General features: G+C 65.8%; 31 protein-coding genes and 1 pseudogene. 15 read left to right on the plus strand and 17 right to left on the minus strand.

Annotated elements, in window-relative coordinates; all coding sequences use genetic code 11:
- Positions 1 to 43: 43 nt before the first annotated feature.
- Complete coding sequence (locus tag J2X38_RS13355) at positions 44 to 244, plus strand: hypothetical protein (RefSeq protein ID WP_310254769.1); 201 nt, start codon at positions 44 to 46, stop codon at positions 242 to 244.
- 22 nt (positions 245 to 266) lie between these two features.
- Here the strand turns inward: J2X38_RS13355 and J2X38_RS13360 are convergent, their stop codons facing one another.
- From J2X38_RS13360 to J2X38_RS13370, 3 genes are all read right to left on the minus strand, one after another.
- Positions 267 to 680 (minus strand): response regulator, encoded by a 414-nt coding sequence (locus J2X38_RS13360; RefSeq protein ID WP_054733980.1) that lies wholly within the window; start codon positions 678 to 680, stop codon positions 267 to 269.
- Positions 681 to 816: 136 nt separating this feature from the next.
- Positions 817 to 1611, minus strand: coding sequence for a universal stress protein (locus J2X38_RS13365; RefSeq protein ID WP_310254774.1), 795 nt, complete (start codon positions 1609 to 1611; stop codon positions 817 to 819).
- Between the two features lie 139 nt (positions 1612 to 1750).
- Positions 1751 to 2410: a BON domain-containing protein gene (locus J2X38_RS13370; RefSeq protein WP_310254776.1), complete on the minus strand. Its 660-nt coding sequence runs from the start codon at positions 2408 to 2410 to the stop codon at positions 1751 to 1753.
- Positions 2411 to 2694: 284 nt separating this feature from the next.
- On the opposite strand from J2X38_RS13370, the gene J2X38_RS13375 reads away from it, so the two are divergent.
- The gene (locus J2X38_RS13375) at positions 2695 to 3180 is read left to right on the plus strand and encodes an Hsp20/alpha crystallin family protein (protein WP_238586763.1); all 486 of its coding nucleotides are present in this window, start codon (positions 2695 to 2697) and stop codon (positions 3178 to 3180) included.
- A gap of 79 nt (positions 3181 to 3259) precedes the next feature.
- Complete coding sequence (locus J2X38_RS13380) at positions 3260 to 3388, plus strand: hypothetical protein (RefSeq protein WP_310254779.1); 129 nt, start codon at positions 3260 to 3262, stop codon at positions 3386 to 3388.
- Between the two features lie 24 nt (positions 3389 to 3412).
- Here the strand turns inward: J2X38_RS13380 and J2X38_RS13385 are convergent, their stop codons facing one another.
- Both J2X38_RS13385 and J2X38_RS13390 read right to left on the minus strand, forming a co-directional pair.
- Positions 3413 to 4351 (minus strand): L,D-transpeptidase family protein, encoded by a 939-nt coding sequence (locus J2X38_RS13385; RefSeq protein ID WP_310254780.1) that lies wholly within the window; start codon positions 4349 to 4351, stop codon positions 3413 to 3415.
- Positions 4352 to 4394: 43 nt separating this feature from the next.
- Complete coding sequence (locus J2X38_RS13390) at positions 4395 to 5078, minus strand: Crp/Fnr family transcriptional regulator (RefSeq protein ID WP_310254782.1); 684 nt, start codon at positions 5076 to 5078, stop codon at positions 4395 to 4397.
- Positions 5079 to 5342: 264 nt separating this feature from the next.
- Between J2X38_RS13390 and J2X38_RS13395 the strand changes: the two genes are divergently transcribed.
- From J2X38_RS13395 to J2X38_RS13410, 4 genes are read left to right on the plus strand one after another with little or no spacing between them, the layout of a single operon-like run.
- Positions 5343 to 5591 carry a YdcH family protein gene (locus tag J2X38_RS13395; protein WP_062185537.1) on the plus strand — a complete coding sequence of 83 codons (249 nt, stop codon included), beginning with the start codon at positions 5343 to 5345 and terminating at the stop codon, positions 5589 to 5591.
- Positions 5591 to 5920 (plus strand): TraR/DksA C4-type zinc finger protein, encoded by a 330-nt coding sequence (locus tag J2X38_RS13400; RefSeq protein WP_310254863.1) that lies wholly within the window; start codon positions 5591 to 5593, stop codon positions 5918 to 5920. Before J2X38_RS13395 ends, J2X38_RS13400 begins: the two co-directional genes overlap by 1 nt.
- A gap of 20 nt (positions 5921 to 5940) precedes the next feature.
- Positions 5941 to 7218 (plus strand): DUF4010 domain-containing protein, encoded by a 1278-nt coding sequence (locus J2X38_RS13405; protein WP_310254785.1) that lies wholly within the window; start codon positions 5941 to 5943, stop codon positions 7216 to 7218.
- 60 nt (positions 7219 to 7278) lie between these two features.
- Positions 7279 to 8598 carry a divalent metal cation transporter gene (locus tag J2X38_RS13410; RefSeq protein ID WP_310254787.1) on the plus strand — a complete coding sequence of 440 codons (1320 nt, stop codon included), beginning with the start codon at positions 7279 to 7281 and terminating at the stop codon, positions 8596 to 8598.
- Here J2X38_RS13410 and J2X38_RS13415 read toward each other — a convergent pair.
- The 3 genes from J2X38_RS13415 to J2X38_RS13425 all read right to left on the minus strand — a co-directional run bounded on the left by J2X38_RS13415 (position 8595) and on the right by J2X38_RS13425 (position 11469).
- The gene (locus J2X38_RS13415; protein WP_310254788.1) at positions 8595 to 8918 is read right to left on the minus strand and encodes a LuxR C-terminal-related transcriptional regulator; all 324 of its coding nucleotides are present in this window, start codon (positions 8916 to 8918) and stop codon (positions 8595 to 8597) included. The two genes, J2X38_RS13410 and J2X38_RS13415, sit on opposite strands and share 4 nt — an antisense overlap.
- 72 nt (positions 8919 to 8990) lie before the next feature.
- The gene (locus tag J2X38_RS13420) at positions 8991 to 9605 is read right to left on the minus strand and encodes a response regulator transcription factor (RefSeq protein WP_054733988.1); all 615 of its coding nucleotides are present in this window, start codon (positions 9603 to 9605) and stop codon (positions 8991 to 8993) included.
- Positions 9595 to 11469 (minus strand): PAS domain S-box protein, encoded by a 1875-nt coding sequence (locus J2X38_RS13425; protein ID WP_310254866.1) that lies wholly within the window; start codon positions 11467 to 11469, stop codon positions 9595 to 9597. Before J2X38_RS13425 ends, J2X38_RS13420 begins: the two co-directional genes overlap by 11 nt.
- A 329-nt stretch (positions 11470 to 11798) precedes the next feature.
- On the opposite strand from J2X38_RS13425, the gene J2X38_RS13430 reads away from it, so the two are divergent.
- Entirely contained in the window at positions 11799 to 12383 is a 585-nt protein-coding gene (locus tag J2X38_RS13430) for an NAD(P)H-dependent oxidoreductase (RefSeq protein WP_310254790.1), read from the plus strand.
- Between the two features lie 48 nt (positions 12384 to 12431).
- Positions 12432 to 14048 carry an MBL fold metallo-hydrolase gene (locus J2X38_RS13435; RefSeq protein WP_310254792.1) on the plus strand — a complete coding sequence of 539 codons (1617 nt, stop codon included), beginning with the start codon at positions 12432 to 12434 and terminating at the stop codon, positions 14046 to 14048.
- On the opposite strand, the gene J2X38_RS13440 is transcribed toward J2X38_RS13435, so the two are convergent.
- Positions 14000 to 14380 carry a hypothetical protein gene (locus J2X38_RS13440; RefSeq protein ID WP_310254794.1) on the minus strand — a complete coding sequence of 127 codons (381 nt, stop codon included), beginning with the start codon at positions 14378 to 14380 and terminating at the stop codon, positions 14000 to 14002. The genes J2X38_RS13435 and J2X38_RS13440 overlap by 49 nt on opposite strands.
- Here J2X38_RS13440 and J2X38_RS13445 point away from each other — a divergent pair.
- The 4 genes and pseudogenes from J2X38_RS13445 to J2X38_RS13460 all read left to right on the plus strand — a co-directional run.
- Positions 14270 to 14905, plus strand: a pseudogene (locus J2X38_RS13445) (alcohol dehydrogenase catalytic domain-containing protein); the annotation flags it as partial. The gene J2X38_RS13440 and the pseudogene J2X38_RS13445 sit on opposite strands and share 111 nt — an antisense overlap.
- 100 nt (positions 14906 to 15005) lie before the next feature.
- Entirely contained in the window at positions 15006 to 15380 is a 375-nt protein-coding gene (locus J2X38_RS13450) for an STAS/SEC14 domain-containing protein (protein ID WP_310254796.1), read from the plus strand.
- A complete protein-coding gene (locus J2X38_RS13455) occupies positions 15377 to 16108 on the plus strand; it encodes a VIT family protein (protein WP_310254798.1) in 732 nt (243 codons plus the stop codon). Before J2X38_RS13450 ends, J2X38_RS13455 begins: the two co-directional genes overlap by 4 nt.
- 199 nt (positions 16109 to 16307) lie before the next feature.
- Positions 16308 to 17237, plus strand: coding sequence for an ATP-grasp fold amidoligase family protein (locus tag J2X38_RS13460; protein WP_310254799.1), 930 nt, complete (start codon positions 16308 to 16310; stop codon positions 17235 to 17237).
- Here the strand turns inward: J2X38_RS13460 and J2X38_RS13465 are convergent.
- The 4 genes from J2X38_RS13465 to J2X38_RS13480 all read right to left on the minus strand — a co-directional run bounded on the left by J2X38_RS13465 (position 17225) and on the right by J2X38_RS13480 (position 19739).
- Positions 17225 to 17677: a potassium channel family protein gene (locus J2X38_RS13465; protein WP_310254801.1), complete on the minus strand. Its 453-nt coding sequence runs from the start codon at positions 17675 to 17677 to the stop codon at positions 17225 to 17227. The two genes, J2X38_RS13460 and J2X38_RS13465, sit on opposite strands and share 13 nt — an antisense overlap.
- A 73-nt stretch (positions 17678 to 17750) precedes the next feature.
- Positions 17751 to 19304, minus strand: a complete 1554-nt coding sequence (locus tag J2X38_RS13470; RefSeq protein WP_310254803.1) for an NAD(P)/FAD-dependent oxidoreductase — start codon at positions 19302 to 19304, stop codon at positions 17751 to 17753.
- 130 nt (positions 19305 to 19434) lie between these two features.
- Complete coding sequence (locus J2X38_RS13475; protein WP_310254804.1) at positions 19435 to 19563, minus strand: hypothetical protein; 129 nt, start codon at positions 19561 to 19563, stop codon at positions 19435 to 19437.
- 2 nt (positions 19564 to 19565) lie between these two features.
- On the minus strand, positions 19566 to 19739 hold the full coding sequence (locus J2X38_RS13480) for a hypothetical protein (RefSeq protein ID WP_156419645.1): 174 nt from the start codon (positions 19737 to 19739) through the stop codon (positions 19566 to 19568).
- Positions 19740 to 19947: 208 nt separating this feature from the next.
- Here J2X38_RS13480 and J2X38_RS13485 point away from each other — a divergent pair, with 208 nt between their 5' ends.
- Positions 19948 to 20412: an NUDIX domain-containing protein gene (locus tag J2X38_RS13485; RefSeq protein ID WP_310254868.1), complete on the plus strand. Its 465-nt coding sequence runs from the start codon at positions 19948 to 19950 to the stop codon at positions 20410 to 20412.
- Between the two features lie 60 nt (positions 20413 to 20472).
- Here J2X38_RS13485 and J2X38_RS13490 read toward each other — a convergent pair whose 3' ends face one another.
- From J2X38_RS13490 to J2X38_RS13505, 4 genes are all read right to left on the minus strand, one after another.
- On the minus strand, positions 20473 to 21132 hold the full coding sequence (locus J2X38_RS13490) for a BON domain-containing protein (protein WP_310254808.1): 660 nt from the start codon (positions 21130 to 21132) through the stop codon (positions 20473 to 20475).
- A gap of 297 nt (positions 21133 to 21429) precedes the next feature.
- Positions 21430 to 21735, minus strand: coding sequence for an alkylphosphonate utilization protein (locus J2X38_RS13495; protein ID WP_310254810.1), 306 nt, complete (start codon positions 21733 to 21735; stop codon positions 21430 to 21432).
- A gap of 94 nt (positions 21736 to 21829) precedes the next feature.
- On the minus strand, positions 21830 to 23491 hold the full coding sequence (locus J2X38_RS13500; protein ID WP_310254811.1) for a sulfate permease: 1662 nt from the start codon (positions 23489 to 23491) through the stop codon (positions 21830 to 21832).
- On the minus strand, positions 23488 to 23808 hold the full coding sequence (locus tag J2X38_RS13505; protein WP_310254813.1) for a helix-turn-helix transcriptional regulator: 321 nt from the start codon (positions 23806 to 23808) through the stop codon (positions 23488 to 23490). Before J2X38_RS13505 ends, J2X38_RS13500 begins: the two co-directional genes overlap by 4 nt.
- A 281-nt stretch (positions 23809 to 24089) precedes the next feature.
- Here J2X38_RS13505 and J2X38_RS13510 point away from each other — a divergent pair, with 281 nt between their 5' ends.
- On the plus strand, positions 24090 to 24263 hold the full coding sequence (locus J2X38_RS13510) for a DUF983 domain-containing protein (RefSeq protein WP_405053458.1): 174 nt from the start codon (positions 24090 to 24092) through the stop codon (positions 24261 to 24263).
- Positions 24264 to 24318 lie beyond the last annotated feature (55 nt).

A 24318-nucleotide genomic window follows, 5' to 3' on the forward strand; every position in this document is an offset into this window, starting at 1 on the left:
CGAAAGTGGCGAAGGCCAGATCGGCCTGTCAGGAGAGACTGCCATGGATCGTTTCGAGCGAGACCCCGCCAGCGCGGCGCGCCCTCCCGAATGTCCCGATTGCGACCCGCCGACGCGGCCCGACAAGGCCTATCCGGAGACGCCGGCACCGGACCCCGATCGCCAGCCGCTGCGCACGTCGCCGGAGGCACCGGTGCTTCCCGACAGCCATCCCGAAACCACGCCGCGCGAATATCCCGAATAGCTGCGCGCGGCCGGACAAGACCTCAAGGGCTTGCGGGCGGCGTGCCGCTGCGCGTGAGCCTCGTCACGGCGTCGACAAGCATATGCTCGCGCAAGGGCTTTTCCAGAACGAGCGCGAAGCCCGCCTCGCGCGCGCGCGCGCTCAGTTCCCCGGACGGATAGGCGGAGATCAGGATGGCCGGCCCATCCCAGCCCTGCGCGCGCAGCGCGCCCAGCATCGCGATCCCGTCGCTGCTCTCGAGCCGGTAATCGACGATCAGGCAGTCGGGCGCGGCACGCGCCGCCTCGGCGAGCGCGGGATCGGCGGCGGGCCAGGCCTTCACCGCAAATCCGCGTCCCTGCAGAAGCAGGAGGAGCGAGCGGCGCACTGCCGGGTCATCCTCGACGATAAGAATGGTCGGCGGTGCCTCGCTCCAACCCGATCGGGCGATCAACATGTCCATGGTCCCGTTATCGAAGCTCTGGCCGGGCGGCACGTTTCAGGCAGCTACCGCTCAGGTCTTGCAAGATTGTCGGGCTAGCCCTTTCGGAGGTGCGAGCCCGAAGCTGGAAAACAGGGCCGGGGGCCATCGATCAATGGCTCATCAGCAGGGGGAATTTGCTCTTCGAAAGCAGATTCTTCGTAGTGCCGCCGAAGGTCTCGCGCAGCCGGCCACGGCCGTAGGCGCCCATCACGATATAATCGGCGCGGAACATCTTTGCCTCGTCCGAGATCAGGAAATCAGCGTGAAACTTGCCGATGTCGGTCTTGCGCACATTTGCCGCGATGCCGTGGCGCGACAGATAGGCCGCGGCATCCTCGGGCACGATATGATTGTCGGACCCTTGCGCGGTGAAGATCTCGACCTCCTTCGCGAAGACGAGGAGCGGTACAGCAGCGCGGAGCGCGGCCGCCGCCGAGGGGCGGCCGTCCCACGCGACGAGCGCGCGCTCGAGCTCGAAGCGTTCGAGCGTCTCGGGCACCGCCAGCACGGGCGCACTCGCGCGCGCGACAATGCGGCTCGCGATGTCGCGCATGTCGGGCATCGGAAAGCCGTCGAGCGCGCGATTGAGGATGATGAGGTCGGCGAGGTCGGCTGCATCGAGCACCGCATTCGCGATTTCGTCCATCGCGTCGATCCAGCTCCAGCTGACATCCTCGCGCGACAGGCGGTCGCTGATCACCGACTTGTTCTTCGCCTCGCTTTCGCGCTCGTCGAGGACGACGACGGTTTCGGCAAAGCCGAACCCGTCACCGGCGATGAGCGGATAGGGCGTGACGTCGATGCAGGTCAGATGGCCTTCGACCGCCCGGGTGATATCGAGCGCCGCCTGCAGGCGAGCTTCCTGGCCATGGTCGTCATGTACGAGCAACAGGATATTCTTCATGAGCCGTCTCCTTGGTTTCTGCGCCGAGACTATGTGTCGTCAGCCCAGGCCGATATGCGCAATGATACGGATAGAAAGGCGGCCGCCCGGATGTCCGGACGGCCGCAGGGGGGGTCGCCTCTTCCCCAGGCGAGCGGGATCAGCTGTCGACCGCGAGATAATCCTCGACGTCGGTCACGCCGGGCGCCGACCAGGCCGCGAGCTCGGCCATGCGCCGCTCGCCCCACGCCTTGACCCGGCCGCGAAGTGTGACCGTGCTGCCCTCGGTGGTGACCGATACGCCGCATGCATCGAGACCCGCCTGACGCTTGAACGCCGCCATGATCCGCGCCTTGACGTCCGCAGGGGTCGGAATATCGCCGACCTTGATCAGGTTCGAGACTCCGGTGACCCCCGATATGTGTCCCGCGGCGCGCGCGACTTCCTTCGCGATGAAGTGCCATTCGACGGTGCCGGTCAACGTGACCCAGCCGCGCTCGACCTTCACCTTGACCTGCCCCTCGGGGATCGCGACCGTCCAGCCGATCATGTCGACGATCCGCTTGGCGATTTCATGGTCGGCGGTCTTGGGATCCGACGCGAAGCGCACTTTCAGTTCCTCGGCGAGCGCGCGAACCCCCGCGACGCGCCGTACGGCGCGCTCGGCCGCGACCTTCTGCGGAAAGCTCTTCACATAGCCCGCCAGCGTCACGACGCCGTCATTGACCGAGACGCCGATATCGGCGTGATCGACGCTCGGATCCCATTCGAGTTCGGCGACCACGTCATCCTGCAGCTGGCCGTCACTCTTCTTCTGCATGATCTTTCTCCTTCGAAAGAAATCCGGCTCGCGTTGCGAGCGGACCGAAGCCGGCGAACATCGGCAGGAGCCGCCGGCGCGTGCGGGCAGCCTTACCCGGGACGAAGGGTGCGGCTTATCCGCAACTTTCCGTAAGGAGAGCTCCGCTTGGGAGCTTCCCCGATTCTGCCGTCGCAGCCTGCTCGCTAGGTCCCGATTGCGCTCCGGCGCATCGCGGCGACGAGGGTCCGCCCGGCACAGCCCGCCGCCGCGATCCCTCTCGATTTTCAAGAAGGAGCAAGCTGATGAACGATCTGACCCCGACCCGCACCGCGGGTAGCCAGCCCGCTGAGGCGGAGCTTGGCGCGATGAACTGGCTGCGCGGCGAGCTCGACCGCATGTTCGAGGAATTCGCTCGCCCCGGCCGCAGCCTGCTGAGCTATGTCCCGCGGCTCGTGAGCCCGCTCCCGGCGGTCGAGCTCGTCGATACCGGCCCGGCCTACAAGCTGACCGCCGAGCTCGCGGGCCTCACCGAGAAGGACATCCGGCTCGAGGTCGCCGACGGGGTCCTCCTGCTCGCGAGCGAAAAGGAGGAATCCTCCGAGCGCCGCGAGGATGGACATCTGATCAGCGAGCGGCGTCACGGCAGCTTCCGGCGCCGCATCGCCCTGCCCGCCGACGCCGATGCCGACAAGATCGAAGCGAAGTTCAAGCACGGCTTGCTCAGCGTCGAGATCGCGAAGACCGAAAAGGCGCGCGATCACGCTCGCAAGATCAAGATCGCCAGCTAGGCAAACGGGCCGGAACCGCAGACGCGGCTCCGGCCCTCCCGCTCGATCTCGCGCGATTCCCTCGCACCGGAGTTATATCATGCCCCTTGGTATTCACACCGACCGGCACGGCGAGGCGCTGCTTCGGCTCAAGCTCGGATCGGCGATGCTTTCGCTTGTGATCTGCACGTCGTTGATCCTGTCGCTCGCTCCGCGGCTGTGGCCGTAGGACCGGACGCGCCGATATCGGCGCCTAGCGATCCGGCGCGCCTTCCTCGTCCCCGCCGAGAATCTCCGCTGGCACCGGGCTTCCGGCGCGCAGCGAATCGGGCGTGATGATCACGCTCGTTCCCGCGACCAGAAGCGGGCCGAGCAGCGCGCGCAGATCGGCCGCGATGTGGACGCGCCCGGCGAACGACGTCGGTGTCCTCGCGGCGATCGCGCCCGGGAGGGGGACTTCCGTCCAGGCTGCCGGCCCCTCGGCGCCCGACCGCCGGATGAAGGCGGAAGTGCCCGTCATCGATCCCTCGATGCGCGCGGGCGCCGAGCCGATGATCGTTCCGTTGCGAAGAATCAGGATCCGCTGGTCTGTGGCACTGGCGATGATCGACAGGGGGCCGCTGGGCGCGCGTTCGGGCGTCCAGAGCAGCGCGGCATCGGAAGGGCGCGTTTCGGTCATGGCGAGCGGATCGGTCGGGGCCGCACGCGGCACCGCTGCGGCATCGGTGACGATGACCGTCATGCCGAGCCGGGAGACGCCATAGAGGAGACGGGCGAAGCCATGCGGCAGGCGAATGCAGCCGTGCGAAGCGGGGTAGCCGGGCAAAGTGCCACCGTGCAGCGCCACGCCGCCCCAGGTCAGCCGCTGCATATAGGGCATCGGCGCATCGTCGTAGAGGCTCGAGCGATGGTCGACGTCGCGCTGGAGGATGGTGAAGACACCGGTCGGGGTTTCATGGCCGGCCTTGCCCGTCGAGACAGTGGTAATCGCGATCGGGACGCCATTGCGGTACAGCGTGCCGCGCTGGGTCGCGAGACTTACGATCATCATCAAGGGCCCGCGCGGCGCGATTTCGGGCGCCCAGATATAATCTCCGGGCTTCAACCGCTCGGCGGCATCGAGCACGCTCCCCTGCGGGCTTGAGGGCTCGGACGAGGCCGCGAGTGGCAACAGCAGCGCCGCTCCCAGCAAAAGCGCTGCCCTTCCGGCGAGCTTCGCCCACGTTCCCACTTTCTCAACCGGCCATCGCAGCCACTCGGGCGCGGTCGTTGATCCGCACGGCGCGCCGCGACGGCAAGTCGACGAGACCGTCGCTGCGCATGCGCGTCAGCTGCCGGCAGGTTGTTTCGATCGTCAGCCCCAATATATCGGCGATCTGCTGGCGGCCGAAGGGGAGCTCGAACCCGCCCGGGGCCTCGCCGGCGTCGGCGGGCAGCCGCTCTTCCATGTCGAGAAGGAAGGAGGCGACCTTTTCGGGTGCCGATTTGCGGCCGAGCAGCATCATCCAGTGGCGCGCGCGGTCGAGCTCGTCGAGCGTACGATGGAGCAGTTTCTGCTGGAGATGCGGATGGCGACCCGCAAAATCGTCGAACTGCTGGCGATTGAAGATGCAGACCTCGGCGTCGGTCATAGCGGTGACCCGGTAGGGGCTTTGCTTGCCGAACGGGCGGCCGATAAAATCGGAAGGGAAGACGAGCCCGACGATCTGCTCGCGGCCATCGGCGGTGGCGACGACCAGCTTCAGGACGCCCGACAGGACATTTGCGACCGTCGGGGCTTCGTCGCCTTCCCAGAGCAGGGTGTGACCCGCCTTCACGCGTTGCCGCCGCCCCATGCGGCCGAGTTCGGCGGCTTCGTCGGCGGCAAGGCTGGCGCAGATGGCGCGGCAGCGTACGGCGCAGGATGCGCAATCGCTCATCGCCGTGCACCCGCAAGCGACGCGCGCTCCGCACGCCACTCCGTTGCTTGGCGGTCGCGGCCTGGATGGCGGAAAAGATGTGGCTGACCCCTCATGCGCCCGGGAATAGCGGCTCCGCATGCGCCCGTGATTACGCAACTGTACGTATGGCGAGGAAAGGCCCGACCGGCGCGAACCGCCAGGGGCGTAAGGGCTATTGCGTAACGACAGGGCGCGCGTCCCGGCGCAATCCGGCGAGACAAATCCGCGACGAAAGGACCCAAGATGAGCGAAGCCGGCCACGATCTTCATGCGCTGTTTCCGGACCACGGGCCGGCGCTCCATGCACTCAAGCTTGGCAGTTCGAATTTTCGCCAGCTCGCCGAGGAGCATCATGACCTTCAGAGCCGGATTCAGCGAGTCGAGGCCGGTCTTGCGGCGGTCGCCGACGACCAGCTGGAGGACCTCAAGAAACGGCGGCTGTTCACCCTCGACGAGATTGCCGCGCTCATCGCGATCGAGGAGGAGGCGTGATGCACAGTCTTTCCGAAATACGCGCGGGCCTGGTCGTGCGCCTCGACCAGCTCGCAGCGGAGGTTGAGCGGCTGGAAAGCGAGCAGCGCGTGCCGCTCGACGACGATTCCGCCGAGCAGGCTATCGAGCGCGAAGACGACGAGACGATCGATGCGCGGCAAAGCGCCGCAACTGAGCAGATGAAGGCAATCCGGCTCGCGATCGCGCGTCTCGATGCCGGCCATTACGGTCTCTGCACCGCGTGCGGCATCCCGATCGATGCCGCACGCCTCGAAGCCGTTCCGCACACCGCGCATTGCATCGACTGCGAGCGCGAGTTCGGCGGCTGAACATACGCCCGGCGAACGACATGATCGAATCCCTTCCAGACGCCAACCTGCAGCAACTCGCCGGCATCGGACTGGCGCTTCTTCTCGGGCTGCTTGTCGGCATCCAGCGCGGCTGGAGCCTGCGCAACGAGACCGCGGGCAGCCGCTTCGCGGGTGTGCGGACCTTTGCGCTGTTCGGCCTTGCGGGCGGCATCGCGGGAGCGACCGGATCTCAAAGCCCGGCGATCGCGGCGATCGTCGCCGGGGCTGCAGCTGTCCTCACCCTCATCGGCTATGCGAAAACCGCGCGGGCGCCCGAGCAGCTGAGCGGGACATCGAGCCTCGCGGCCCTCATCACTCTCGGTTGCGGCTATCTCGCGGCCAGCGGTCGGAGCGAGATGGCGACGGTGGTCGCCGTTGCCATGACGCTGGTGCTTGCGCTGCGCACCGAGCTTCATCGCTGGGTTTCCGGTCTCAGCGATATCGAGGTCGGCGCGATCGTCCGGTTCGCGCTCATCGCGCTCGCCATATTGCCGCTGCTGCCCGACCAGCGCTTCGGCCCCTATGACGCCTGGAATCCTCGCCAGCTCTGGCTGGTCGTGGTGTTCGTCTCCGGCTTCTCCTTTCTCGGCTATATCGCCGCGAAACGCTTTGGCGCCTCGCGGGGCACGCTCGTCATGGCCGCGACCGGCGCGATGGTTTCCTCGACCGCGGTGACCGCAGCGCTCGCGATGCGCGTGCGCGACGGGGAGGAGAGCGAGGCGATGGCCATTGCCGGCATCGGCGCGGCGTCGGCTGTCATGCTGATCCGCGCGATCATCCTGACCCTGTTCCTCGCGCCAGCAGCGATGCCGGCCTTCGGCTGGCTCGCGGCACCCGCCGCGCTGGTGAGCGGCGGCGCGATGTTCTGGGCTTTGCGGAGCCGCCGCAAGGAAAGCGCTGCCAACCGTCGCGTCGAGCTCAAGAACCCTTTCCGGCTCGCGCCGGCGATCGGCCTCATGCTGCTCGTCATGGTGCTGACCGTCGCCGCACGCTGGATGATGGCGATGGTGGGCGAACGCGGCCTCGCGCTGGTCATCGCGCTTTCGGGCCTGGCCGACGTCGACTCGGCGATCATAACGGTCGGATCGCTACCTCCGGGTCTGCTCGAGGGCCAGATCGCGACGATCGTCATCATTGCACCGGTGCTCGCGAACACGCTGTTCAAGGGCGCCACCGCCCTGGCGATCGCAGGGCCGCGCAAAGGATGGAAGCTCGCCTTGCCGCTTGTCCTGAGCGTTGCAGCCAGCCTCGCGGTCCTGCCGACCCTTCTCGTCTGAGCCCGATCGGACGCCGCATGGAGTGGCCAGAGGTGGAATGATTTCAAAAAAGGGCCTTCGATGACTGCAGCAATAGACCATAATGAAGCACTGCCGGCGGCGCCGGCGCACGTCTCGTCAAACCCGCGGACATTTCTTCGCGCGCTCGGTCCGGGCCTGATCGCCGGCGCCGCCGACGACGATCCCAGCGGAATCGGAACGCACAGCCAGATCGGCGCGGCATTCGGTTACCGGCTCTCGTGGACCTTCGTGCTGAGCTTCCCGCTGATGGTGGCGATCCAGGAGATCGCCGCCGAGATCGGGCGCGTTACGGGCGCAGGGATCGCGCGCAACCTCCGCCGGCATTATTCGCGTCCCCTGCTCTGGTCGATGGTGTCGCTGCTGCTCGTCGCGAACATCATCAATCTCGGCGCCGATCTCGGCGCGATGGGTGCGGCGCTGGCCCTGCTCGCCGGGGGCAAGGCCGGGCTCTATACCTTGTTGTTCGGGATCCTCAGCATCGGCCTCGAGGTCGGTCTCAGCTACCCACGCTACGCCGCAATCCTCAAATGGACGACGCTCACCCTCTTCACCTATGTCGCGGTCCTGTTCGTGGTGCATGTCCCATGGGCGACGGCGCGCACGGCGCTGCTGCTCCCCGCCATCGAACTCAATGCAGCCTATGCCACGGCGTTCGTCGCAATCCTCGGCACGACGATCAGCCCCTATCTCTTCTTCTGGCAGGCGGGGCAGGAGATCGAGGAACAGCATCGCCATCATGCCAAGCCGCTCTGCCTGACGCCCGCGGCAGCCGATGGCGAGTTCAGGCGCATTCGTGTCGACACGCTGACGGGCATGGCGTTCAGCACGCTCATTTCGCTCGCGATCGTCTTCGCGGCCGCGGCGACGCTGCATGCCGAGGGAATACGCGATATCGCCACATCGGCGCAGGCCGCCGAAGCGCTGCGTCCGCTCGCCGGGCCGTTTGCTTTCGCGATGTTCGCGCTCGGAATCATCGGCACCGGCCTTCTCGCCGTCCCGGTACTGGCCGGATCGGCCGCCTATGCCGTCACCGAGATGGCGGGAATGGCAGGCAGCCTCGACGCCAAGCCGCTTTCGGCGCGTCTCTTCTACGGAACGATCGCCGCCACTACGCTTGCCGGCGCCTCGCTCTCGGCGATCGGCATCGACCCGGCACGCACACTTTACTGGGCGGCGGTGGTCAATGGCGTGCTCGCCGCGCCGCTCATGCTGGTGATGATGCTGATCGCCCGCAATCCGCGCGCGATGGGACGTCTCGTCATTTCGCGCCGCCAGAGCTGGTCGGGCTGGGCGGCAACCACGGTGATGACGGCAGCAACCTTGCTGTTTTTCTTCTTCCTCGTGACGGGCGATATCTAGCGCGTGGCGCGGGCCTGCCGCCCGATCAGTGCGTCGATCCGGTCGCGCTGGGGCAGGATGATACTGAGGAGCCCGGCGAGCGTCGCGGCGCCGAGCTTGCGCATCAGGCGCGAGCGATGAATTTCGACGGTGCGGTGACTGATGCCGAGCTCCTGCCCGATCTGCTTGTTGGTGAGACCGCGCACGAGCCCGCCCACGACTTCGAGCTCGCGATGTGTGAGCTGTTCGATGAGAGGGGGCGAATGCCCCGACCGCGCAGCGCGGTCCGGCGCGGGGCGGCGGATTGCGGCCTGTGGGTGTTCGCGGCGGGCTGTCGTCATGCGGTCCATCCTCCGATGGACTGTCGTCTAGCGCTCGGGCGTCCTGCGGTCGTTACGTAATGTCCGCAGATTTCAGGCGCCGAGACCCGCGGCGAAGGCGAGCCGTAGCGCGTCGGACAGGCTGCGGACATCGAGCTTCGCCATGAGGTTGGCGCGGTGGACTTCGACGGTACGCGGCGAGATGCCGAGGTCATAGGCGATCGTCTTGTTCGGCAGTCCCTGCGCGAGCCCTTCGAGAACCTCGCGCTCGCGCGGGGTCAGGATGCCAAGAACGACCTCGGCCTCGGCGGCGCGCGCCACCGCTCCATCGGCCGCCGCCATGCGGGCGAAAGCGGCCTCGATCGAGGCAATGAGCACCGCCTTTTCGAAGGGCTTTTCGAGGAAATCGACCGCGCCGGCCTTCATCGCCCGGACCGCGATCGAGACGTCAGCGTGCCCGGTAAGGACAATCACCGGCATGGTGACGCCGCGCTCTAGCATCGCCTGCTGGACCTCGAGCCCGTCCATTTCGGGCATGCGCACGTCGAGGAGGACACAGCCTTCGGGCACGTGCCGGATTTCCTTCAGGAACAGCGCACCATTGGCCCAGGTCTCGACCGCATAGCCCGAGGTCTTGAGCATGAAACTCGCCGACCGCCGGATCGCCTCCTCATCGTCGACGATATGCACGAGCTTCCTATCCGACATCATTTTCCTCCGCCTTCGCGCTCACCAGTGTGAAGTGAAATTCGGTCCCGCCGCCGGTGCGCGGCTCCATCCAGATACGCCCGCCATTGGCCTCGACGATCGTCCGGCAGATCGAGAGACCGAGTCCCATGCCTTCTGCCTTGGTGCTGACGAACGCCGTAAAGAGCTGCTCGGCGACCTCCGGCGTCACGCCGGGTCCGGTATCGGCGACGATCACGCGGACAAAGCCGCGCTGGTCGGGACGGCTCGTGACGGTCAGCTGCCGCACCGGACTGTCGGCCATCGCTTCGACAGCGTTGCGAATGAGGTTGATCAGCACCTGCTGGATCTGGACCTTGTCGACGAGCACCGGCGAGGCATAGGGATCGAGGTCGAAGCGCGGCTCGACGCTCTTCTCGCGCGCGCCCATCAGTCCGAGCACCGCCGCCTCGTTGATGAGCACCGGCAGTTTCTCGATCGTCTTCTCGACCTCGCCGCGCGCCACGAAGTCGCGCAGGCGGCGAACGATATGCCCTGCGCGCAACGCTTCCTTCGCCGTATCGTCGAGCGCATCGCGGATCATCGGAATATCGTCGGGATCGGGATTGGCGAGCAGGTCGCGCACCGCTTCGACATAATTGGCGACCGCGGTGATCGGCTGGTTGAGTTCGTGCGCGAGCGTCGAGGCCATCGTCCCCATCGCGCTGACGCGCGAAACATGGATCAGCTCGGACTGGAGCGATTCGAGCCGGGCCTCGGTCTGCTGGCGTTCGGTGAGGTCGCGGATGAAGCCGGTAAAGAGCGGGTGGCTGTCGCTTGACGCCTCGCCGATCGACAATTCCATCGGAAAGGTCGAGCCGTCCCTGCGCTCGGCGAACACCACGCGTCCGATGCCGATGATGCGCTTTTCTCCCGTTTCGAGGAAGCGCCGGATATAGGCATCGTGGCGCTCGCGATCGGGTGAGGGCATCAGCCGGCTGACATTGACCCCGAGCAGTTCGGCCTCCTGATAACCGAACAGTCGCTCGGCGGCCGCGCTGAAGGACACGATCGAACCCTGATCGTCGATGACGACCATCGCGTCGGGCACCGTCGAGAGGATCGACCGGAGATGGCTTTCCTGCGATCGCAGCGCCTCCTCGGCGGCGCGCCGTCCGGTGATGTCCGAGACGACCTTGGCGAAACCGCGAAGATCGCCGCCCGCGGTGCGAAGCGCCGTGATCGAGACGTCGGCGAGGAACTCGGATCCATCCTTGCGGACGCGCCAGTCCTCCATCTCGAGACGTCCCTCGCGCGCCGCAACGGCAAGGTCGCCCTCAGGTTTGCCGGCAGCGACGGCGTCGGGCGGATAGAAGATCGCGGCATCCTTGCCGACGACCTCTTCCTCGCGCCAGCCCTTGAGGCGTTCGGCGCCCTTGTTCCAGATCGTCACGCGGCCTTCGGCATCGAGCAGGTAGATCGCATGCCCCTGCGCGCCGTCGATGAGCAGGTTGAGTTCCTCGGCGACCAGCGCCGCCTCGGCATCGCGCCGCGCAGCGCGATGGTCGCTTTCATGCACGCGCCGCCGCATCCGCTCGAAGGCTTGTGAGAGCGCGACAATGCCGACCGCGGTGACCAGAAACACTAGGGCTTCGACGAGATTATAGCCGCTGCCGTCGCGGACGCCGGCGAAATAGAGACCAAGCACAAGGGCCGGCGCGGTCGCGATCGATGCCGCGAGCGGACCGGCATAGAAAGCGCCAGCAAGGATAGCGGGTGCGAAAAGCAGGAAGGATGCACTGCCGCCAAGCCAGGGAGTGAGTGCATAGCGGAGCAGCGCCGCGATAGCGACGAGCAGAAGCGCCAGCACCAGGCGTATCGCAAAAGGACGTTGCATCATCGACATCGACCGCGCGGCCTCCGCCCGCGCTGCAAAGGCGCCGCCGCCCGCGCGGTGCGCCTTCCCCCGATCACCGCTCATAGCGGCTTTTAGCGGGGCGCGAAACGCCCGGCGCGTTCGCGATCCGTATTGTTCCTTAAGGGACATCCCGCTTCGCTAGGACGGCAAGCGCGGCGCGCCCATGCGGGAATCTACGGATAGGAGGAACCCGCCCGCGACATCAAAAGCGGCACGCGGATCGTCGCGCCTCGCCCGTCCCGTCCAGCTCGGCCCGGCGCGGCGGCCCATTGCTCCCGCCCCAAAATCCGGCAGCGGCCCTTCGTTCAGGATGTCACATGCAGACCAGACGGATCACGCTCATCGACGGACATCCCGACCCCGATCCGGGACGGTTCGTCCAGGCGCTGGCCGATACCTATGCGGCGGCGGCGCTGGCGGCGGGTCATGAGGTCCGCCGCATCGCGGTCGCGGAGCTCTTGTTCGATTTGCTCGAAAGTCGAGCCGAGTGGGAAGCGGGTCCGCCTCCGCCCGCGATCGTCGAGGCGCAGGACGATATTGCATGGGCCGAACATCTGGTGATTTTCTACCCGCTCTGGCTCGGAGACCTGCCCGCTCGCCTCAAGGGCTTCTTCGAACAGGTGATGCGCCCGGGCTTCGCGTTCGCGCCCAAGGCGAACGGCTTGCCGGAAAAACACCTCAAGGGCCGGACGGCCCATATCGTCGTGACGATGGGGATGCCCGCGCTTTTCTACCGCTTCTATTTCCGCGCGCACAGCCTGCGCAGCCTCGAGCGCAACATTCTGCGCTTTGTCGGCATCGCGCCGACCGAACGCAGCATCGTCGGCAATGTCGAGGGCGATCCCGAGCACCGCACCATGTGGCTCGAGACAATGGCCGAACATGGCGCGGCGGGCCGCTGAGCCGATGCAAGGTCGTCGATCCCATCCGCGAAAGAAGGGCAGCTAGTCATGGCCAATACCGAAACGCCGCTGACGATCCAATTCCATGGTGCCGCCGGAACCGTCACCGGCTCGTGCATGGAACTCACGCTCGGGCAGCACAGGATCCTGATCGATTGCGGATTATTCCAGGGATCGCGAAGCCTCGAAGCACTGAACCATGGCGCGTTCGCGTTCGAGGTCGGCAAGATCGACGCCGCGCTCCTGACCCATGCCCATATCGATCATTGCGGGCTGTTGCCGAAGCTCGCGAAGGAAGGCTATCACGGCTCCGTCTGGTGCACCGCGCCCACCGCAGACCTTCTCGAATATATGCTCGCCGACGCGGGGAGGATTCAGGAGAGCGACACCGCGCGCCGAAACCGCCGCTATGACCGCGCCGGCGAAGCGATGTTCGAGCCGCTCTATACCGAGGCCGATGGCCTTCGCGCCTGGCGACTCGCGGAGCCGGTCGGACTTGGGACATGGTTCGAACCCGCGCCGGGTTTCCGGGCGCGGCTGTGGAACGCCGGCCATATTCTGGGTTCGGCCTCGGTCGAACTGGAAGCCGGCGGGGTGCATCTGCTCTTTTCCGGCGACATCGGCCCCGACAACAAGGCGTTTCACGACGATCCGGCAGCGCCGGAGGGCACCGATTTCCTCATATGCGAAGCGACCTATGGCGACCGCACGCGGCCCAAACTCTCGATCGAACAGCGCCGCGCGCTACTCGAAACCGAAGTCAAAGCGGCGCTCGCGAGGGGCGGGAATCTCGTGATCCCGACCTTTGCGCTCGAACGCACGCAGGAACTGCTGCTCGATCTCGCGCGCCTTGCCGACGCGAACCGCATCCCCAATGTTCCGATCTTCGTGGACTCGCCGCTCGCGAGCCAGGCGACGAAGGTGTTCGCGGCCCATGCTTCCGAGCTCGAAGATGTCGAAGGCGCCGACATCTTCCGCCACCCCTCGATCCGCTATGTCGAGGATGTCGCCGAATCGATCCGCCTCAACAGCGTGTCGGGCGCCATCATTCTCGCTGCCTCGGGCATGTGCGAGGGCGGGCGCATCCGCCACCATCTCGAGCATAATCTTCATCGGCGCCGGTCGACGATCCTGTTCGTCGGGTTCCAGGCGCGCGGATCGCTCGGGCGGGTCATCCTCGACGGAGCCGAGCGCGTGCGGATTTCTGGCAAGGACATCAATGTTCGCGCCACCGTCCGGCGCATCGACAGCTATTCGGCACATGCCGATCGCGACGAGCTCGCGGCATGGATACGCGAACGTCACCCGATCCGTGGCGGACTTTTTCTAGGTCATGGCGAGAGCGAATCGATCGAAGCGCTTCGCACGCTCGTCCAATCCGAAACGCCCCGCCTCGCCGTCGTCGCTCCGGCGATCGGCGAGAGTTTCGCGCTCGCCCCCGGCGCACCGCCCAAGCGAATCCGGACCGGACGCGTCGATATCGCCCGGCTCGCGGGTGAAGACTGGCAGAATGACTACGCCGATTTCGCCGCCAATCTGAAGCACAACCTCGCGCACATCCGCAGCGAGGAAGGGCGGCGCAAGGCGCTCGACGAGATGCGGCGGGTGCTCGCCGGCTATGAGGCGGCGCGCTCCCAGCAGAAGCGGCGGCGCCGCGCGGCATAGACAAAATCCTCGCAACCGGCGGGTTCCACGCGATCGAGGCCGCCAAGGCAAAGGTCCGGACGCCCCGCCACATACAAAGGAGACATCGCATGAAAGCCCTCGTCTATAACGGCCCCGGCCTGAAAGCCGTCGAGGAGCGGCCGGTGCCCCAGGTGCAGGACGCGGGCGACGCGATCGTGCGCATCACCAGGACGACCATTTGCGGCACCGACCTTCATATATTGAAAGGCGATGTCCCCAGCTGCGAACCGGGGCGCATCCTCGGGCACGAGGGCGTGGGTATCGTCGACAGCATCGGGGCGGACGTGACCGCTTTCGCGCCCGGCGATCATGTTCTAATCAGCTGCATCACGGCGTGCGGCCGCTGCGACTATTGCCGTCGGGGCATGCCATCGCATTGCACGACAGGCGGCTGGATCCTCGGCAACATCATCGACGGCACGCAGGCAGAATATGTTCGTATCCCGCATGCCGACACGAGCCTCTATGCCATCCCCGAGCAGGCCGGCGCGGATGCGCTGGTCATGCTCAGCGACATCCTGCCGACGGGCTTCGAATGCGGCGTGCTCAACGGCAAGGTCGCGCCGGGATCGACCGTCGCGATCGTCGGCGCGGGTCCGATCGGCCTTGCCGCGCTGCTCACGGCGCAGCTCTTCTCGCCCGCCCGGATCATCATGATCGATCTGGACGAGGCGCGCCTCGCCGTCGCGCGCCGGTTCGGCGCCACCGGCACGATCAACAGCGGCACGCGCGACGCCGCGGCGGCGCTGATGGAGATGACGGATGCGCGCGGCGCCGACACGGTGATCGAGGCTGTCGGCGTTGCCGCCACCTTCGAACTCTGTCAGCTGCTTGTCGCAGCCGGGGGAACGATTGCGAATGTCGGCGTGCATGGCTCACGCTCGACCTGCTCGCCGTCGCGGCCATGCTGGCGAGCGTCACCGGAAAGGCCCCGGCATGTTCGAGATGATCAAAACGAAGGACGATGTGCTCGCGGTCCGTATAGAGGGCAAGATCACCGGGGCAGAACTGGCCGCAATCATGGACCGGCTCGACGCCGCGATGGCGGCGAACGAGACGGTGAATGTCTATGCCGAGACGCGGTCGATCGACGGTATCGAGATCAGCGGGCTGGGCGCTCATATCGCACGCGCCGCGCCGCTTTTCGCAAAGCTCGACCGGTTCGGGCGCGTCGCGGTGGTCGCCGATCAGCTATGGATCCGGGCCCTCACGCGGATCGAAAGCGCGCTTCTGCCGCATATCAGCTATAGGGTGTTCAAGCCCGAGGATCGCGGCGCGGCGCTGATGTGGGTCGAAGGGCGCGACGGATGACGGGCACCCTTCTGCCCGATCCCTGGCCGTCCGCACGCGGCGATCACCGCGAAGCCCATCTCGTATCGCGGACGGGCTGGCTGCGGGCAGCCGTGCTCGGCGCCAACGACGGGATCGTCTCGACCGCAAGTCTCATCATCGGCGTCGCGGCGTCGGGCGCCACCCGTCAATCGATACTGGTTTCGGGGGTTGCCGGCCTCGTTGCCGGCGCCATGTCGATGGCGGCCGGCGAATATGTGTCGGTCAGTTCGCAGGCCGATACCGAGCGGGCGGACCTTGCCCGCGAAAAGAGAGAGCTGGCGAGCGACCCCGTGGCCGAACGCGACGAGCTGGCCGGCATTTATGAACGACGCGGCCTCGATCCGGAAACCGCGCGCATCGTGGTCAACCAGATGACCGCGTTCGACGCGCTCGCGACGCATGCGCGCGACGAACTCCATATCACCGACGTGACGGCAGCGCGCCCGGTCACCGCGGCGCTGGCGTCTGCCGCCACCTTCACCGCCGGCGCGTCGCTGCCGCTCCTCGTCGCAGCGCTGGCGCCGACGACGCGGATCGTTGTGCTCGAAGCCCTCGGGTCGCTGCTGTTCCTCGCCGCGCTGGGATGGCTCGGCGCGTTCGCAGGCGGCGCCGCCCCCGCCCGTCCGGTTGCACGCGTCATATTCTGGGGGGCGCTTGCAATGGCCATCACGGCCGGAATCGGCCGGCTGGTGGGCACGGCTGTCTGACGGTCATGGGCGGGGGCGGGGCTGGCCCCAGTAATCGAACAAATGATCGCGTGAGGCAGCCTTTTTGCACCAGCGCGGTTTCCTGCTTCATGATGGCTGCGGGCGAACCAACGAAGCATGCGCGGCGCCTGACCGCTTGGGCCGACCTGCAGCTTTGCGGAAATCCGTGCGTCGGTCGTCATCATGGAACCGAAGCGCCATGACCGCGGCAGTCGCTCCCGCGCCAACGCCCCTCGGGCTTGATCGGGGACTTCCGCTTGCTGCGCAGCGCGTCGGCCTGCTCTATGCCTGGCGCCACGGGCGCCGCATTGCCTGGGATCATCCCGCCCGCTTTACCGAGCTTGTGCAGCTTAGAAAGCTGACTGACCGGTCGCCGATCCAGACCCAGATGATGGACAAGATAGCGGCAAAGCGCCTTGCGGGCGTACGGCTGGGCGAGGAGTGGATCGTGCCGACGCTCTGGCAAGGCACAGCCCTGCCCCGGCTTATCCCGTTTCCGGTCCCCGCGATCATCAAGTCGCGTCACGGCTGCAACCAATATCGGGCCATCACGGCATTGCCCGACTGTGAGCGATGGCAGCAACTGCGCAGAATGGCACGCCGCTGGCAGCGCAGGCCCTATGGACGCTGGCTCGACGAATGGGCCTATCGCGACGTCCCGCGCGGCATCCTCGTCGAACCGCTGCTTGGCGGCGCACTCCCGCTGCCGATCGACTATAAGATATATGTGTTCGGGGGCATCGCGACCCATGTCCAGGTGCATCTCGGGCGCGGCCGCCGGCATCGATGGGTCCTTCACGACCGCAGCTGGCGGCAGCTCGTCAGGTCCGCGGACGAACCGCCGCCGCCGCCGTCCCTGGCAGCAATGCTGGAGGCAGCTGAGACGCTGGCCGGCGACATGAACTTTCTTCGCGTCGACTTCTACGACATCGGCGGCCGGCCCTATTTTGGGGAATATTGTCTTTATCCGGGTTCCGGGCTCGATCCCTTTGCCGCGGACTGGATCGATCTCGAACTGGGCGCGCTCTGGCTCGCGGCGATGGCTAAAGGGGCAGTGCCATCCGCGCCGACTGGCCATGGGGGCGAGCAGCCGTGCCGCCTCCGGGTCACCCTCCCTCATCGCGCGTGATCGGTATCGAAACTGCGTTCGAGGAGTTTCATGCGATCGACGATCGAGAAAAAGAAGGCCGTTGACCAGCCGATCAGGATGATCCCGCTCGCGCCCTCGATCGCGCCGAGGATGCGCAGCCCCGGCGGCAGGACGATATCGCCATAGCCTATGGTGACATAGGTCGAGGTCGAGAAATAGAGCGCATGCTCGAAGTCCGTGAAAGCGCCGAGGAGCTGGTAGATTCCCGCCCAGATCCAGATTTCGGCCGAGTGCAGCGCGAACAGCCCGAACGCGGCGACGAGAATCGCGCCGCCGTTGAGAAGAATGACGAGATAGCGCCGCGACGCACGCCGGTACCGGCGCAGGATCGCAAGCAATAGCGCCAGGCCGACGAGGTGCACGACGACCGTGACCCCGACGACGAGGGTGGCGAGACCGAGCTGATGGGCGAGCGTCAATATCCGCTCCGGACGGCCGCGGGTAGGATGGCGGGCCTGTGCCCCCGGCCGGCCTTGCGGCGCGGCCGCGCCATCAGGCTGTCACTTCGGTACCGGCGCGCGCCGACGTTCCCGAGCGCTCACCATCGTAGACAAACTCCGCTCCGCGCAGGTCGATCCGCGGGAAGGCGTCCTTCTCCGCCCAATAATCCTGATTGTGGCGCCATTCGGATTTGTCGCCGCGGCGCGGCATCGCGTCCAGACCGCGCATCAGATAGCCTGGATTGAAATTATCTTCCTCGATCCATGGCAGGATCTGCATGCTCTCATCCTCGGGCCTGAGCGCGACCTCGACCCTATTCGCGCCGATGTCGTCCATATGGTTGAGGAGGTTGCAGACGAAGTCCCCCATCATATCGACCCTGAGGGTCCAGCTGGCGCGAAAATAGCCCATGACCCAGGCGAGGTTGGGCACGCCCGTCATCATCATTCCGCGATAGGTGATCGTCTTCGCCCAATCGACCGGCGTACCGTCGATATCGAACGGGATGCCGCCCATGACCGACAGATTGAATCCGGTCGCCGCCACGACGATGTCGGCCTTGATCTCCGCGCCGCCGACCGTGCGGACACCCGTCGCGGTAAAGTGGTCGATCATATCGGTGACGACAGTCAGCTTCCCCTGCGTTGCCGCCTTGAAGATGTCGCCCTCGGGGCAAAAGGCGAGGCGCTGCTGCCACGGGCGGTATTTCGGTGTGAAATGCGGCTCGAACACGAAGTCGGGATCGCCCGAATAGGCCCGGATCAGCGCTTTCAGATCCTCGAACACCGCATCGGGCTCGGATTGGCACCGCCGCGTCATCAGATCCTGGTCGTGCATGATCTGTGCCCGCACAACGCGGTGGACCGTGGGCTCGTCGATCCCGACCTCGCGAAGCCGGTCAGCAAGTTCGTTCCTGTTCTCGCTGCAGTAGAAATAGGTCGGCGAACGCTGGAGCATCGTCACATGCGCCGCCTTTTCGGCGAAGGCCGGCACGATGGTCGCCGCGGTAGCGCCCGAGCCGATGACGAGTATGCGCTTGCCCGCATAATCGATCGCCGAATCCCAGAGCTGGGCATGGATGAACTGCCCCTCATAATCCGAAAGTCCCGGCCAATCGGGGATATAGGGCTTCTCATGATCATAATAGCCCTGGCACATCCACAGGAAGCCGGCCGTGAAGGTAACCGGCGCGCCATCCGACGCGCGCACCGCCTCTATCGTCCAGCGATTGGCGGCGCTCGACCAGTGGCAGGCAGTGATGCGATGGCCATAATGGATATGGACGCCGATCTCGTTCTCCTCGATCACCTCGCCCATATATTTGAGGATTTCGGCGCCACTGGCGATCGGCGCGCCGACCCAGGGCTTGAAGCGATAGCCAAAGGTGTAGAGGTCCGAGTCCGATCGCACGCCGGGATATTTGTGGGTCTCCCATGTCCCGCCGAAGGTCGTCTTCATCTCGAGGATCGCGTAGCTCTTCCCCGGGCACTGCTGCTGGAGATGATAGGCCGAGCCGATGCCCGAGATACCCGCGCCGACGATCAGCACATCGACATGGATCGGGCGGGGTTGGCCCGTGCCCGCTCGGTTCCTGGTTTCCGCCATCGACAGCTCCCTTTTCTTTGTATCCGTGGAAAGGCATGGACACCGCATCGTCAAAGGTCATTGACCTTGATCAACCGGACCCTCGCCTCATCTGTTCGAGGATGTGCTGCCCGGGCGCGGACGATGCCGGTCAGAGCCGGAAGAGAAAAAACCAGACCGACCCCAGAATGACGAAGGCGAAATAGACGAGCCACAGGCCGAGCGCAGCCGCATGCTCGCGCTCCCGCTCGATCGGATCTTCGGGGTTCGATGGCGCCACTTTCAGGACCCCTTGCGTGCAAATCTGCGCGCCGCGAGGAGTCCAGCGGTAAGAATGGGGACCAGCGCCGCCGCCGCGCGAAGCTTGGGCGATCGCGAAACGCGGCCGATCTTCTTGCGCATCCGGCGCGGCACGCCGAGTTTCGCAAGCGACTTGTCGACATCGGGCATATCCATATTGGCCTCCTTCACCTTGAGCGTGGTCAGAGATTGAGCGAAAGCGTCAGACCGCGAAATACGTAGATTCCGCACATGGCCGGGGAACGAAGGGCGCGTTACCTTTCAGCCATAGCTGCGCGGCGGGCCGAAGACTGGCGGGCAGAACCGCTCGCAGCCATGATCGGGAGAGGGGATCGATGCCGACAAACAGCTGCCGCGGCCAATGATGGCGCGAAGTGCCGGAATACTGCTTTATCGGCTGAAAGGCGGGGGTGCGGAAGTCTTGCTCGTCCATCCCGGCGGACCCTATTGGCGTGGGCGCTACCGCGGCGCCTGGCAGATACCGAAGGGAGAAATTGCGGCGGGTGAAAACGCACAGGCTGCCGCCTTGCGCGAAGCTCAGGAAGAGCTTGGCATATCGCTGCAAGGTACGCTTGTTCCGCTGGGCCCGCTCCGGCAGGCTGGTGGAAAGATCGTCGAAGGCTTCGCGCTCGAGCAGGATCTCGACGCTGCGGCGATCATGAGCAATCGCTTCGAGATCGAGTGGCCGCCCCGTAGCGGCCGGCGCCAGTCATTTCCCGAGATCGACGCGGCGCAATGGTTCACGGTCGCGGAAGCCGAGGCCATGATGCTCCCGAGCCAGCAGCCCTTTCTCGACCGGCTCAGCGATTATCTGACCCTTCGGCACTGACGCAAAAGCGGCCGCCCCGTTTCGGGGACGGCCGCCCAGTGGTTCGTTCCGATCGCTCGGTCAGAGCGCGATCGTGATATTATCCTCGACGCGGGTGACCCCCGGCGCCGACCATGCGGCGCGCTCGGCGACCCCGCGCTCGGCCCACGCCTTGACCTTGCCGCCGAGCTTCACGGTTCCGCCCTCGGTGGTCACAGTCACCCCGGCGGCGTCGAGATCGGCCTGACGTTTGAAGGCCGAAACGATCCGCTCCTTCACGTCGGCGGGCGCCGGGTGTTGCTTGACCTCGATCAGGTTGCTCACGCCCGCGACGCCGGTGACCCGGCTGGCCGAACGGAAGGCTTCCTTGCGCTGATAGTCCCAGTCGACCATGCCGCTCAGCGTCACCCAGCCACGCTCGACCTTCACCTTCACCTTCTCCGTCGGGATCGATACCGTCCAGGCCATCATGTCGAGCAGTCGCTTGGCGATCTCATGGTCGGCCATTTTGGGCTCGGACGCGAAATGGACCTTGATCTCTTCGGCGATCGCTCGGACGCCCGCAACGCGGCGCGTCGCCTTCTCGGCGGCGATCTTCTCGGGATAGGTTTTCACATAGCCCGAGAGAGTAACGACGCCATCGGTTACGGCGACGCCGATATCGGCATGATCGACGCTTGGCTCCCATTCGAGCTCGTCCATCACGTCGCGCTGCAACTGCCCGTCTGTCTTCTTCAACATCATCTGTCTCCTTCTTCGTCCGAAGGTCGCAACCCGGCCAAAGGCCGGCAGGACCCGATGGTTCGGTTCGGAGATCTTCGCCTTCCTCGCGCATCGCCCCAATTCGGAAACATCCGTAAGGGTAGCGCCTGCTCCGGATAGCGTCGGACGTCAGCCTAATGTCGGTCGGCCAATGGATATCCTTCGGTCTGAGAAAAAGTTGGTCAATTTACGCCGCAATCTTCACCACCGCCGCGTCCTGCCACTCTCTTCATGCTGCGGAGGCGACGATGGCAAATACATGCCGCGCCGAAGAACCTAGCGCTTGCGCACGAACTCGGCGCGCAGGACGAGGCCCCTGATGCTTTCGTGACGGCAATCGATCTCCTGCGGATCGCCCGTCAGGCGGATCGACTTGATGACCGTCCCCACCTTGAGCGTCTTGCCGGCCCCCTTGACCTCGAGATCCTTGATCAGTGCGACGCTGTCGCCATCCTGGAGCAGGTTCCCGACCGCGTCGCGAACCTCGACCTGCGAGGCTGCGACCTTGCGTTCCGCAAGCTCCAACGCCGGCATCCACTCGCCGCTTTCCTCGTCATAGACATAGTCGTCACTGTCACTCATTTCATTCTCCAGGCTTGGTCAGAATTGGGTTTCCCGGCCGCCGGCCATCGAGAAACGGGGCCTGCGAATGGCCTGCCGCTCACAGGGGCCGCCGTCATTTCGCCTCCGCCAGATCGACCGCGAGCGCCTGCGCGCCCGCATAATCGGCCGCATAGGCGATGCGACCCGCCGCTTCGCCAAGGCCGATCCGCCCGAGCATCGCCCGCGGCTGGGGCTGAACACCCGAGACAATCACGCGCGCGCCCGCCAGCCGGGCCTGTTCGACAAATTCCTCAAGTGCCTGCGCGCCGCTCGCATCGAGCAGCGGCACGAGCCGCATCCGCAGGATGATGACGCGCGGCGGCTGGCCGACGCGGCGCAGCGCGTCGAGCAGCTCGCCCGCGACGCCGAAGAAGAAGGGACCGGCGATCCGGAACACCTCAACGCCGGGCGGCAGATCGTCGCGCTGGTCGAGGTCTTCGGCATCGAGTTCAGCGTCGCGGCGGCCGCTCCGGTCGACCTCGACCGCTTCGGCCATGCGCGCCATGAACAGCAGCGACGCGAGCGTCACCCCGACCGCGATCGCCACCGTCAGATCGACGAGCACCGTCAATCCGAAGGTGATGAGCAGCACCGCCCGGTCGCTGTTCGGCATTCGCAGCAGCGCGAGGAAGCGCTGATACTCGCTCATACCCCAGGCGACCATGAACAGGATCGCGGCGAGTACCGCCATCGGCACATAGGCCATCAGGTCCGTGCCGAAGAGGATGAAGACGAGCAGGAAAGCCGCGTGCATCATGCCCGCGACGGGAGTCTTCGCACCCGACCGGATATTGGTCGCGGTGCGCGCGATCGCTCCGGTGGCCGGGAGGCCACCGAACAGCGCTGATCCGAGATTGGCGACGCCCTGCCCGACCAACTCCTGGTTCGAGCGATGCCGCGTCCCGGCCATACCGTCGGCGACGACTGCGGACAGCAGCGCCTCGATCCCGGCAAGAAAGGCGATCGTGAAGGCCGACGGTAGAACAGCATTGATCTTCGCGAGCGAGATGTCGGGAAACGACGGTACCGGGAGCCCGGCCGGTATATCGGGAAAGCGCGATCCGATCGTGTCGACCGGCAGATTCAAAAGAGCCACCGCGAGCGAACTCACCACCACCACGATCAGGAAGCCCGGCAGGCGCGGCGCGAATTTACGGAGCGCGATGATGATCGCCAGCGCGCCGCCCCCGACGCCGATCGCGGCCCAGTTCGCGCTGGGCAGCGCCCCCAGATATGCCTGCCACTTGGGGAGGAAGTCGGCGGGCACCTTGTCGATGGCGAGGCCGAGGAAATCCTTGATCTGGCTCGAGGCGATGATGACCGCGATCCCGGCGGTGAAGCCGGTCACCACCGGATGCGGGATATATTTGATCATCTGGCCGAAACGGAGCAGGCCGGCAGCGATGAGGATGAGCCCGGCGAGCAGGGTCGCGATCAACAGGCCATCATAGCCGTGGCTCGCAATGACGTTGAAGATCACGACGACGAAGGCGCCCGTCGGCCCGCCCACCTGCACGCGCGATCCACCGAGCGCCGAGATCAGGAATCCCGCGATGACCGCGGTAATCAGCCCCTTGTCGGGCGACGCCCCGCTCGCGATGCCGAGCGCCATGGCGAGCGGCAACGCGACGATGGCGACGGTCAGCCCAGCCATCGCATCGGCGCGAAATGTGGCGACGGAATAACCCTCGCGAAAGACCGTGAAGAGCTTCGGCGTATAGGCCTCGGTCTTCACCGGATTGCGGGCCGGCTCGGAAATTTAGCGGACAGAAGTGCGCGGCTGGGCGCCCTGGGATCGGCGTCGGCGGGCTCGCGAAGCCGCACGCCGCGCCCGGCTCCGACACTCGACGAATATTCGCCGAGCAGTTCGATGCCGGCGCTTTCCAGCGCCGTGATCACCTTCACCAGCGTATCGACGACACCGCGGACCTGGCCGTTCGACGCCTCCATTCGCTGGATCGTCGGAAGCGAAAGACCCGCGAGTTCGGCAAGCTCGCGCTGGTCGATCCCGAGGAGCGCGCGCGCCGCGCGCATCTGCTGCGATGTGATCATATCGCCTCCAATGATGTTTCATACATCATTTATCAGTCTTAACATTATAGATCGATGCTGTATATATACATCATGCTCGCTGCTATATCGAATATGCTTGCTTTGGCGGGAGCCGCTCGCTGCGCCCGCCTTCGCGCAGGAGGCGGCTGATGCCCGATTTCATGCAGACGCCTCTGGATCGCTCTTATCGTGCGGACAACGCCCGAAAATTACCGGTCTCTGGCAATCGCGGGAATCCTACGACGGAAAGCGCGGAGCTTCCCGCCTCCGCCTGGAAAGCGATGCTCCGCGGCGCGCGCGGTCGCTGTCCCCGCTGCAACGAAGCGAAGCTATTTCATCGCTTTCTCAAACCCGTCCTTATTTGCTCCGCGTGCGCGCAAGACTGGACGCATCAGCAAGCCGACGATTTCCCGGCTGAGGATCAGCGTGCAATAGGCACCCCCTTCGTGGGGTGATCGGCGTGCAAAAAGGACCCCTTCATCCCGGGGATTTAGTCGGCCGACTGGTTTT

The organism is Sphingopyxis sp. BE235, from assembly GCF_031457175.1.
Classification (GTDB): domain Bacteria; phylum Pseudomonadota; class Alphaproteobacteria; order Sphingomonadales; family Sphingomonadaceae; genus Sphingopyxis.